This window comes from Bacillus sp. RCC_6_1 (genome assembly GCF_041360755.1).
GTDB classification, from domain to species: domain Bacteria; phylum Bacillota; class Bacilli; order Bacillales; family Bacillaceae_G; genus Bacillus_A; species Bacillus_A cereus.
The window spans coordinates 270,862-283,045 of record NZ_JBFUPV010000003.1 but is presented as its reverse complement, the minus strand read 5'-3'; the positions used below and the strand labels follow the sequence as shown (position 1 = coordinate 283,045).

The window sequence follows — 12,184 nt, the reverse complement described above, 5'->3', positions numbered from 1 at the left end:
TAACAGATTAATCAAATAAATTATAGCATGTCTGCTTTGTAAAAGTAAAAAAATATAAAATTATAGAATATATTTACAAAAAAAATAAATAGATATATTCTATAATTATAATGTAAGCGCATTCTGATAGAAAGTTTTTTTCATATGTTTACAAAAAAGTAAAATATTGATAAAATAATTTTTATTACAGAATATTCTTAATAAACATTTTTATTGTTTGATTACTTAACTAAGTAAAATAAAAATTTTTAGTTTATTCCGCATTAAAGGAGGTGAAAAAAGTGGGAAGTTAAACTTTTTAATATTTTCTTTACCTACCATAATCTTTAGGAGTTATTTGTAAACTATTCATAAAAGGGGAGTTGTAGAAATGGGTAATTTAAAAAATATTAAGGCTGCTGATTTTAATTTAGAAGAGAGTTTTGAAGATGATATTTTTATGGAAGTAAACGGTGGAGGAACTTCTTCAGCGGAATGGGGTACAAATTTACCAAGTATTATAACTGGGCTTACTGCACTAACTGGAAACTCTAATGCATCTAATACTTATACGGAATTAGGTTGCTGCAGAGCATAATGAGGATACTTTGTGTTGTTGAAGTTGAATATTAATATTCAACTTCAACAATTACATGAGGAGGGGGAAAAAGTGAAAATAGTAGTATTAACACATTCAAGCTATAGTCATATTAAAGCAATTCAAGAATTTTTAGACGAATTAGTAATAGATAATGAGGTTTATTGTTTTTTAGACAAAGATTATGATTCATTTTGCCGAAATGAAAAGATAAATTATAAATTTTATAACGAAAATTGTGAAAAAGAATGTAATAAAATTATACAAGAACATAATAAAATGCTATGGTCATATATCGATCCTAGTGAGAAAAAAGATATAAATGAATTGTTGATTGAAGTGGAGAAACCTCTTGAATATATGTTAAGTGGTGCAAAGGTGTATGAAAAATACTTACTTCCATTGATTCAGGAAATTAATCCGGATTTAATTATTCGAGATGCTTGTGCACTTTATGGAAGATTTATAGCTGATAAATTGAATGTAAAATTAATAGGATATGCTACAAGTATGATATATAATCATGATCACCTGATAAATAATCCAAGAGAAATTTTATCGGGCTATTTCCATTGGAATTTAGATCATTTTATGGATGATGAAGTTCAAGAGTTATTGTTAAAAACTGAAGAAATTACATTAAATTTATGCGAAAAATTTAATGTAAGGCCATTTTCCCCACTTTGTACCACTGACCCGGGAGAAGAATTTAATTTCTGTTTTGGAGGTACTCTGCTTCAGCCTGAATTAAATGAATCGAATACTATGATTGTACAACCCATGAAATTTAAAAATATTAGAGATTTTAATGACTCTAAAGAAAATGTTATTTTGATTTCGTCTGGTACTGTAGGTGTAAATAAAATGACATTTTATAATTATGTAATTAATGCTTTTGCGAACAAAGATTATGAAGTTATTATTGGTTTCCACTATGCAAATGCTCCATTTATAAAAACAAAAACATTGCCAAATAATATTAGAATAGAATCTTTTGTTAATCAGGAGGACATTTTAAGAAAAGCAAAATTATTTATCACACACGGTGGCTATAATAGTATATTGGAATCTTTATACTATGATGTACCGATTCTTGTTAATCCTTTAATGAGTGAACAGTTTCTAAATGCTCAACAAATTAGTGAAAAACAAATCGGTATAAATTTAAAAACATATCCAATTAACTCCAATAGTTTGTATTCTATCAGTAAATTTTTAATAGAAAATGATGATTTAAAAGAGAATATTAAATTAATAAAACATAATTTGGAAGAAAGTCATAGTGTTAAATATTTAGTATCGCATATAAATTCATTGAACGAAGGAATGAATTAATTTATGGTTAAAAAGATTCTCCAACAGGATAGTCGAGATTGTGGTCCGGCGTGTTTAGCAATTATTTGCCGTCATTATGGCTTAAAAAAGAGTATATCCTTTATTAGAAGTATTGCTGGTACTGACCGAATGGGAACTAGTGGTTACGGGATGTTAAAGGCTGCAAAAGAGTTGAATTTTAATACGAAAGGGTTATTTATCAAAGATAAAAATCAGGTAACTGATTTGCAGTTTTACCCTTTTATAGCACATTTAGAACCATTGAAAGGTATGAATCATTATGTAGTGATTAATAAGATAAAAAATAATAAAGTGTATATTTCTGATCCGCAAGTTGGATTAAGAATCCTCTCTCTTACTCAATTTAATGAGTTATGGACAGGTTATGTTTTACTATTGGAACCGGATGCTAATTTCAAAAATCAAAAAGATGATAATAGTATATTTAGCTTATTTTTTGAGCTTATTGTTGGAGAGAAAAAAATATTATTTTTAATTTTTTTATTTTCAATTATTTCTACAACATTAGCCATTGTTAATTCTTTTTATTTTAAATATTTAGTGGATAAAATATTACCTTTAAATCAAGTTAACAATCTGAGATTTTTATCTTTAGGTATAATTTCTGCAGTAGTTGGTAAAGCGATAATTGATTTTAGTCGCCAGTATATGATTTTTATTTTTTCAAAGCGTATTGATATTCCTCTTATGTCAAAGGTTTATAATCATGTTACTAATTTACCAATGAATTTTTTTTCAAACAGAAGGGTAGGAGAGGTAATTTCAAGGTACCAAGATGCATCCGTTATTCGAGATGCTCTTTCTTCAGCAGCTATTGGATTCATGATGGATACAATTCTTTTAATTAGTGGTGGAATTGTGCTCTATCAGTTGAATTCATCCCTTTTTTATGTATCCTTGATTCCTATTATTTTGTATATTGTTTGTATTATTTCTTTTAAAAAAGTATTAGAAGTGAAAAATAGGGATACTCTTATTTCTGAATCTGAAGTCAATGGGTATTTGGTAGAAACCCTTAATGGTATTGAGTACGTAAAATCTTTTAATATAGAAAATAGTGTTATTGCAGATTTAAAAATAAAATATAGAGATTATATTAATAAAGTCACTAAATTTGCAGCAACTGCTAGTTTACAGATAACGATACAGCAATGTATAAAAGGTGTTTTTACTATTATTATATTATGGATAGGGGCTTTAAAAGTCATAGATCATCAAATATCTTTAGGAACATTAATTACATTTAATTCATTGTTAATTTATTTTTTTAGTCCTATTGAAAGCTTATTAGGTTTACAGCCGAAAATTCAAAGTGCATTGGTTGCCGGAGATAGACTTAAGGAAATGTTGGATTTAGAAATAGATAAGATAAATGAGAACTCGCTTCAATCTTTAAACACTATTAAATACATTGAAGTTAAAAATGTGGATTTTAGATATGGATCAAGAGATTTAGTCCTTTCAAATGTAAGTTTTAAAATTAAGTCTGGCGAAAAAGTTGCTTTTGTAGGTGAGAGTGGTTCTGGTAAAACAACGATTGCTAAGCTGTTGTTAAATTATTATTCAATTGAAAAAGGGAATATATTGATTTCAGGGAAACCAATAAACAATTTTAAAAAAACAGATCTTAGAAACCAAATTGTATATATGTCACAAGAAAACTTTTTCTTTAGTGGAACAATTAAGGAAAACTTGAAAATGGCGAATAATGATATTACCGATGAGGAAATTATTGAAGTATGTAAAAAGGTGGCTTTAGAAAATGTTATAGAAAAATTACCACATAAATATGACACTTATTTAGAAGAGAAAGGTGCAAATTTATCGAGTGGACAAAGACAAAGGTTAGCTATAGCTAGATGTTTGTTAAAAAAACCTTCTATATTTATATTGGATGAGGCGACATCTAATTTAGACTCTATAACGGCAAAAAAAATAAATGATTTATTGGACAATCTTGATGATTCTATTACTACTATTAATATAACCCATTCATTAAGGTTTGTTACTAATTGTTCAAAAGTTTTTGTAATGAAAAATGGTTGTATTATTGGGGAAGGAGATCATCAAAGTTTATTGAAAACGAATTCGTATTATACAGAATTATGGAGGGAACAAAATTATTTATAATAGAAAAGGTGTTTGTTATGAAGGAGTTTTTTAAGCAGGAAGTTATACATAATGTTATTAATGATACTGTGAAGAAAATTTTATTAAATAAAATACCCAGTAATGATTTATTATCAGTTTGCTTACTATTTAATGAATTAAGCAGTATTAATAGCGAATTTAATAAAATAAACATTCAAATTTTATCACGTGTAATGAATCCTAAAAACAAAGCTATTAATGGCATATCTTTTTATAGTGGCTTACCTCTTTTAAACTTTTGCTTATATAATGTGAATGGAGAGGTACAATTAGTAAAAGATATGAATAAGGTAATTATAGAGAGTGTTATTAAATCAAATAATTATAAAAAATTTTCTATGAAGAATCTTGAGTTAGTAAATGGTTTGACAGGTATTGCAAGATATTTGTTACATTTTAAAAGGAATGATGAGTCCTTAAGACTTTTAAAAGACATTTTAAATAGGATAATTTCTATATATCATGATTTTAATTCAATAAATTCGATAAAAAATTCTGAGATAGCCAGTTCAGTTAATAAAAATTTTTGGGGGGAATATGTTGATATAGGTATATCTCATGGTATATCTGGCCTGATGAGTTTACTTGCTATTTGTGGCCAACAAGGTGTTGAAGTTGCTAATCAAAAAACTGCGCTTAAAACATTAATTAATTTTTTAAGACAGATAAAGTACGATGATAATACCTGGCCGGAAAAAATTATCTTATCGGAAGGTAATAATTATAATAAAGATAATACTTACAGGCCTAGTTGGTGTTATGGGAATAGTGGAATTGCAAGTACATTATATTTGAGTGGTAGGTATCTCGGAGAATCTACAGTAAAAACATTAGCTCTAAATGCTCTTTTATGTAATGCTCCATCACAGAGGAAAGAGAATATTAATTTTGATTCTCCCATGTTTTGTCATGGCTATGCTGGTTACATGCATATAGCATTAAAGTTATATCAAGAAGAAAAGGATGTTAGATTATTAGAAATTATAAAATTTTGTTTGTCTAAAATTTTAAGTTATTATGATGATTCTCTGCCTATGGGGTTTAAATCTGATGATGCACCTATAGTTGATTTATCTTTTGTAACGGGTATAGTCTCAATTTTATTACCTCTTTTAGATTTATTAAAATCCGATACAAATAAATGGGACTCAATATTTTTATTAAGCTAAATGAATATTACTATACTTACTTATATAGCTAATACCTTTCATATATCATGAGATTTGTTAATAGTTTGTGTAGAAATGGATATAAATACTCATTTTATAAGATGAATTCTTCTTTGATTTTAAATTATGTGATAAAAAGTATTAGTCGTCTTTTTAACGTGTGAACATTTCGTATATTTAATAATATGGATACCTAATTTTATGTTAGATATTTCCAGGTTGATTGTCAGTAGGATTATTTGATAAGTATACTAATAATTTTGATAGCATAAGAAATATTTTTGATTCTGGTAAATATGAAATGATTAATTTTATAGAGTAATTTTCTTTTTTCCTATAAGGAGGTTTATAGGGGGAAAGAAAATTACTCTATATTTTTTTGAATAATATCAAGTGATTTTTATATAAAGTACATTCTTATCTATTTGTTTTTAGAAATACTAAAGTAATTACATTTTTGTTAAATATTTCAAGAAACGCAAGGGAGAATTTTTTTAATGTTTATCATATTAAAGGTAAAAATAAGTTGTAAAAGGAAAAATAAAGGACGCCTAATGGAAGTAAGGGAAATATTGAATTTATAAATAAGAAAGAATACTATTGTACTTGCAACTAAACACTAATCTATTTTCATACAGTTATGTGTTAAAAGTGTGTTGTTTTATAACACACTGTGTGATTTTTGAACGACACACCAATTGAAAACGTTAACACACAAAGAAAATGCTTGGAAAAGCACTGATTTTATTGATTTTAAAAAGTTGGCACGCTAATTGCATTGGTAAATAGCGTAAAGAAAAATAAATAACATAAATTTTTTATACTATACAAGGGGGATTTTCAAATGAATATTTTATTATGTTGCTCAGCAGGGATGTCTACAAGTTTACTAGTTACAAAAATGGAAGCGGCTGCAAAAGCTCGCGGTTTAGAAGGCAAGATTTGGGCTGTATCTGGGGATGCAGTAAAAACGAATATCGATCAAGCAGATGTATTATTACTAGGACCACAAGTTCGTTACATGCTCTCTTCAATGAAAACGCTTGCTGATGAGAAAAACGTTGGAATCGACGTTATCAATCCAATGCACTACGGCATGATGAATGGAGAAGCAGTTTTAGATCACGCATTAACACTTAAAAAATAATTAGGGGGGAAGCGAAATGCAAAAGTTTATTGCATTTATGGAGAAGTATATTGTTCCTGTCGCTGGCAAAATCGGATCGCAACGTCATTTAGCTGCGATCCGAGACGGATTTATTGCAGTTATGCCACTTATTTTAGTAGGTTCGATGGCAATATTGGTTAATGGTTTACCAATTCCGGCGTTCCAAGATTTTATGAAAGATTTATTCGGTGAAACGTGGAAACAAATTGGTGGTGGCATGTGGACAGGTTCCTTCGGGGTATTAGCTTTGATGGTTGCGGTAACTACGAGTTACAATTTAGCAAAATCATATGGAGTTGACGGATTGTCAGCGGGGCTTATTTCATTTGGTGCGTTAATTATTTTTACACCAACAACTCCTAAAGAAGGTGGACTAAGTTTTCTTTGGACAGGTGCACAAGGGTTATTTGTATCATTAATTGTTGCAATTTTTGTTACAGAGGCGTTTCGCTTTTTTGTACAAAGAAACTTTACAATAAAAATGCCAGAGGGTGTTCCACCTGCAGTAATGAAATCATTTGCAGCGTTAGTACCAGCATTTGTTATTTTAACTTTGGTTGCAAGTATTCAATTAGCGGTGAAATTATCAGGTACTAGTGTTCATGAATTTATTTTTAATACACTACAAGTACCATTACAAGGTTTAGTGGGAACATTACCAAGTGCAATTGTAATTGCTCTATTACTACATCTTCTTTGGTTCTTTGGTTTGCATGGACCCAATATTGTTGGAGGGATTATCGAACCGTTATATTTGCCAGCATTGGAGAAAAATATAAGTCTATTCCAAAGTGGGACATCCGCATTTGAGGTTCCCAATATTGTTACAAAACCATTTTTTGATACTTTTGTATACCTTGGTGGTTCGGGTGCAACATTAGCATTTCTGGTAGTAATATTAATTATAGCTAAAAGTGCACAACTACGTGGGGTATCAAGGTTATCGCTTGGACCAAGTGCATTTAATATTAATGAACCAGTCATCTTTGGTACACCAATTGTCTTAAACCCAATTTTGTTTATTCCATTTATTTTAACACCAGTTATTTTGGTTATTACTTCTTACACAGCAATTTACTTTGGTTGGGTGCCAAAAACTGTTGCAATGGTTCCTTGGAACGTGCCACCGATTATTAGTGGTTATCTTGTAACAGGTGGACATATTTCAGGTGCCATTTTACAAATATTTAATTTTATACTTGCAATGATAATCTATTTCCCATTTGTTGTCGCATGCGATCGTTCAGTTATCCGTACTGAGAAAGCAGCACAAGGAAACAACAACTCTGTACCTATGTAACATAGTAATTGTTCTCACAGGCAACAGTGTCTGTGAGAACAATTACCTTTATATCATGTTCAAAAAGATGAAAAACATCTATATGAACACTAAACTATCATTAATAAATTCATACTTTAATAGACATGTTCAAACTGAAGGGGTATTTAAATCGGTTGAACCTTATAGAGAGGGCGGTAATTATAATGACTACAGCAGAACAAATTCCATTCCAATTGATTTTAAATAGTGGTAACGCACGAAGCTTTGCGATGGAGGCACTTCAATTTGCCAAACAGGGGAAAATGGTAGAAGCAGATGAAGCGATGGTAAAGGCAAAAGAAGCGATTAATGAAGCGCATCATTTCCAAACAGAGCTCATACAATCAGAAGCAAGAGGAGAAAAAACAGAGGTTAGTGTTCTTTTAATTCACGCACAAGATCATTTAATGAATGCGATTACAGTGAAAGAATTAGCAGCAGAGTTTATCGATCTTTATAAAAAGCTTGAAGCGAAAGGGGAATAAAGCATGACTGGAATTAAAATTGCTACAATCGGCGGTGGATCTAGTTATACACCAGAGTTAATTGAAGGATTTATTAAGCGTTATGATGAGCTTCCTGTTCGTGAAATTTGGTTAGTAGATATTGAGGCAGGAAAAGAAAAGTTAGAAATCGTTGGTAACTTAGCGAAACGTATGGTGAAAAAATCAGGTTTACCAATCGAGGTACATTTAACACTTGATCGCCGTGAGGCATTAAAAGATGCTGATTTCGTAACAACACAACTTCGCGTTGGTTTATTAGAAGCACGTGCAAAAGATGAAGCAATCCCGTTAAAATATGATGTAATCGGTCAGGAAACAAATGGTCCTGGTGGTCTATTCAAAGCGTTGAGAACGATTCCTGTTATTTTAGATATTTGTAAAGATATGGAGGAGCTCTGTCCGAATGCATGGTTAATTAACTTTGCAAATCCAGCTGGTATGGTAACAGAGGCTGTCCTTCGTTATACAAATATTCAAAGAGTAGTTGGTCTATGTAACGTTCCAATCGGAATCCGCATGGGTCTTGCCAGATTACTTGAAGTAGATGCAAGTCGTGTTCACGTTGATTTCGCAGGTTTAAATCATATGGTATACGGACTAGATGTATACTTAGATGGCGTAAGTGTAATGGATCGTGTGTTAGAGCTTGTGACAGATCCAGAAAAACAAATTACGATGGAAAATATCGCAGCGCTTAACTGGGAACCAGACTTTATTCGCGGCCTTCGTGCAATTCCATGTCCATACCATCGTTACTACTACAAAACACGTGAAATGTTAGAAGAAGAGAAAGAGGCTTCTGTTGAAAAAGGTACACGTGCAGAAGTAGTAAAACAATTAGAAAATGATTTATTTGAGTTATATAAAGACCCGAACTTAGATATTAAACCACCACAATTAGAAAAACGTGGCGGAGCTTATTATAGTGATGCAGCATGTAGCTTAATTACGTCTATTTACAATAATAAAGGTGATATCCAGCCTGTTAATACACGAAACAACGGAACAATTGCAAGCTTACCACATGATTCAGCTGTTGAAGTGAACTGTATTATTACGAAAGAAGGCCCAAAACCAATTGCAGTTGGAGATCTTCCAGTACCAGTTCGCGGTTTAGTACAACAAATTAAATCATTCGAGCGCACAACAATTGAAGCTGCTGTTACAGGGGATTATCATAAGGCGCTGCTTGCTATGACAATCAATCCACTTGTACCATCAGATAAAGTTGCAAAACAAATTTTAGATGAAATGTTGGAAGCACATAAAGAGTATCTTCCACAGTTCTTTAAAAAGGTAGAGAAGTAAAAGCGGCGCTATTTAGCCCGCTTTTTTTATTCTATTAGGAGGTATTATGATGATTAAGTTAATTGTAAATGCAGATGATTTCGGTCTTACAGAAGGTACAAATTACGGCATTATTGATGGTCATATAAATGGACTTGTAAATTCAACGACGATGATGATGAATATGCCAGGAACAGAGCATGCGGTACGCTTAGCGAAAGAGTATAACCTACTCGGAGTAGGCGTACATCTCGTATTAACAGCAGGGGAACCACTTCTTGGAAACGTACCATCACTTGTAGGTAGCGACGGATTGTTTCATAAACAAAGTGTTGTAAGGGAAGGGAATATAAATCCAGAAGAAGTTGAGAGAGAGTGGACTGCTCAAATTGAGAAATTCCTATCTTACGGATTAACACCAACTCATTTAGATAGTCATCATCATGTACACGGATTACCGATCTTACACGATGTTCTTGAGAGATTAGCAGCTAAATATAATGTTCCAATTCGTCGTTGTGGGGAAGATAGAGCGGTGCATCCATTTTCTGATGTATTTTACAGTGACTTTTATGCGGATGGTGTGACGGAAGATTACTTTGTGAAGTTAAAAGAAAGAGTACAAGGTGAACAAACGGTAGAAATTATGGTTCATCCAGCTTATATTGATCCAGAGCTTGTGAAGCGTTCTTCTTACGTAATGGATCGTGTGAAGGAATTGCGTATTTTAACAGAGAGTGAGTTGCCTGAAGGGATAGAACTTGTGAAGTTTTAATAGAAAAACGACGGCTACATCATGCCGTCGTTTTTTATTTACAAAATGGATAGAATATATCCGCCAAAAGCTCCAAGTATAACGATAACCCAAGGCGGTGCTTTCCAAAAAGCTAGTAAGCAAAAAAGAAGCGAAGCGAAAACGAAATCTGAAGCATTTATAATTGTACTCGTCCAAATGGGATCGTAAAAAGCGGCAATTAAAATACCAACAACTGCGGCGTTAACACCAAGTAGTGCGCCTTGTATGAATGATATTTTTCTCACATTGTTCCAAAATGGTAAAACACCAATAACGAGTAAGAAAGCAGGGAGGAAAATCGCAATTGTTGCGATTATTGCCCCAAGCGTCCCGTTTAACACTGCTCCTATATAAGAGGCGAATGTAAATAGTGGTCCTGGTACTGCTTGTGTTAATCCGTATCCAGCTAGGAACTGTTCTTTCGTCATCATTCCGTTTTGTACGAACTCACCTTCAAGAAGGGGCAGCACGACGTGTCCTCCTCCAAATACAAGTGCGCCAGAGCGATAGAAACTGTCAAATAAAGCGATGTAATAAGAGAACGGTCTTAATATTGGTAGCAGTAGTAATAGTCCAAAGAATAAGACGAGGCAAGAAACTGCTATCTTTTTTGAAATAGGTACTCTTATATTTTGAGATTGGCTAATTGGTTGGTTGCGATATAAAAACCAACCGATAAAGCCATATATTATAATAAGGATGACTTGTGTCCAACTACTTGGCCATAATAAGGCGATTGCGGCAGTTACAATCGCAATCGTTGCACGATTTCGATCTGGAGTTAACTTTCGCGCCATTCCCCATATGGCATGAGCGACAATAGCGACTGCTACAAGTTTTAGTCCATGAATCCAGCCAGCACTTCCAAGATCGAACTGATTAAGGAATGAGGCGAAGAAAACCAAAACAAGCACAGACGGTAAAGTGAATCCAATCCATGAAATAATAGCTCCTAATAGACCGCCCCGTAATAATCCAACCCCCATACCGACTTGACTGCTGGCAGGACCGGGAAGGAATTGACATAGTGCTACTAAATCTCCATAGCTTCGTTCATCCATCCATTTTCTTTTTTGCACGTATTCGTGGTGGAAATAGCCGAGATGAGCGACAGGACCGCCGAATGAAGTAAGTCCTAATTTAAATGAGACGAGAAAAATCTCTAATAATGTATGAAAAGTGTATTTGTTAGTTTTCAATGGAACCTCCTATAATGTTTTTCTATGTGCATTATACAAGAGACTTTCAATCTACAGGAACAATCACAATGTAAAGATTTTGTGAATCTTTTCTTTGTAATTAAAATTGAAAAAGTCATAAATGATTATGTTTAAACCATAAAGTAGTAGAAGTAGTGCTGGGAAATTTATATAAGGAGAATGCCTTATGACAACACATTTCTTTGCCAGGTTAACAGGTAAGAGGGAAGTGCCTCCTGTAAATACAGAAGCTTTTGGGGTAGCAGAGTTTATTTTTAGTGATGATTTAACGAAATTGCATTACAGAGTAATACTAAAAAATATAGAAAAGGTTACATCTTGTCAAATTCATTTAGGGAAGTCTACTCAAATTGGTCCTGTTGTTTTATATTTGTATGGTCCACTGGAGCAAGGGATTAGCTTGAACGAGGGAAGTATTACTGGTGTAGTGAATGTAGAGGATTTTGAGGGACCTTTACAAGGGAAATCATTCGTACATTTACTTCAAGAAATTATTCAAGCAAATGTATATGTTAATGTCCATACGAAATCACAAAAAAGAGGAGAAATAAGAGGGCGAGTTAGAAAAGTAAAGAAATAGAGGAAAAGGCTGTCCATATGTTGGAACAGCCTTTTCTCATTATATAAGGTGCT

General features: G+C 32.3%; 11 protein-coding genes. 10 read left to right on the top strand and 1 reads right to left on the bottom strand.

The genetic code is table 11. The annotated features are described in order from the left end of the window. The first annotated feature begins 370 nt into the window (after positions 1-370). The 9 genes from AB6801_RS13545 (at position 371) to chbG (ending at position 10,310) form a co-directional block, all read left to right on the top strand. The gene (locus tag AB6801_RS13545) at positions 371-577 is read left to right on the top strand and encodes a hypothetical protein (RefSeq protein ID WP_000527384.1); all 207 of its coding nucleotides are present in this window, start codon (positions 371-373) and stop codon (positions 575-577) included. Positions 578-649: 72 nt separating this feature from the next. Then, positions 650-1,912 carry a glycosyltransferase gene (locus AB6801_RS13540; protein WP_098851945.1) on the top strand — a complete coding sequence of 421 codons (1,263 nt, stop codon included), beginning with the start codon at positions 650-652 and terminating at the stop codon, positions 1,910-1,912. Between the two features lie 3 nt (positions 1,913-1,915). Beyond that, the gene (locus tag AB6801_RS13535) at positions 1,916-4,063 is read left to right on the top strand and encodes a peptidase domain-containing ABC transporter (protein WP_002062627.1); all 2,148 of its coding nucleotides are present in this window, start codon (positions 1,916-1,918) and stop codon (positions 4,061-4,063) included. 17 nt (positions 4,064-4,080) lie between these two features. Next, on the top strand, positions 4,081-5,253 hold the full coding sequence (locus tag AB6801_RS13530; RefSeq protein ID WP_000657485.1) for a lanthionine synthetase C family protein: 1,173 nt from the start codon (positions 4,081-4,083) through the stop codon (positions 5,251-5,253). Positions 5,254-6,097: 844 nt separating this feature from the next. Then, positions 6,098-6,400, top strand: a complete 303-nt coding sequence (locus AB6801_RS13525; protein ID WP_001023567.1) for a PTS sugar transporter subunit IIB — start codon at positions 6,098-6,100, stop codon at positions 6,398-6,400. 16 nt (positions 6,401-6,416) lie between these two features. Next, on the top strand, positions 6,417-7,721 hold the full coding sequence (gene celB / locus AB6801_RS13520) for a PTS cellobiose transporter subunit IIC (protein ID WP_001168838.1): 1,305 nt from the start codon (positions 6,417-6,419) through the stop codon (positions 7,719-7,721). A 182-nt stretch (positions 7,722-7,903) separates the two neighbouring features. Continuing rightward, the gene (locus tag AB6801_RS13515; protein ID WP_000989059.1) at positions 7,904-8,227 is read left to right on the top strand and encodes a PTS lactose/cellobiose transporter subunit IIA; all 324 of its coding nucleotides are present in this window, start codon (positions 7,904-7,906) and stop codon (positions 8,225-8,227) included. Positions 8,228-8,230: 3 nt separating this feature from the next. Continuing rightward, on the top strand, positions 8,231-9,556 hold the full coding sequence (gene celF, locus AB6801_RS13510; RefSeq protein WP_000145762.1) for a 6-phospho-beta-glucosidase: 1,326 nt from the start codon (positions 8,231-8,233) through the stop codon (positions 9,554-9,556). Between the two features lie 49 nt (positions 9,557-9,605). Beyond that, on the top strand, positions 9,606-10,310 hold the full coding sequence (chbG, locus tag AB6801_RS13505; protein WP_000593492.1) for a chitin disaccharide deacetylase: 705 nt from the start codon (positions 9,606-9,608) through the stop codon (positions 10,308-10,310). 38 nt (positions 10,311-10,348) lie between these two features. On the opposite strand, the gene AB6801_RS13500 is transcribed toward chbG, so the two are convergent. Beyond that, the gene (locus tag AB6801_RS13500; protein WP_000856214.1) at positions 10,349-11,530 is read right to left on the bottom strand and encodes a chromate transporter; all 1,182 of its coding nucleotides are present in this window, start codon (positions 11,528-11,530) and stop codon (positions 10,349-10,351) included. Between the two features lie 187 nt (positions 11,531-11,717). On the opposite strand from AB6801_RS13500, the gene exsM reads away from it, so the two are divergent. Then, on the top strand, positions 11,718-12,131 hold the full coding sequence (gene exsM, locus AB6801_RS13495) for an exosporium regulatory protein ExsM (RefSeq protein WP_000207046.1): 414 nt from the start codon (positions 11,718-11,720) through the stop codon (positions 12,129-12,131). Positions 12,132-12,184 lie beyond the last annotated feature (53 nt).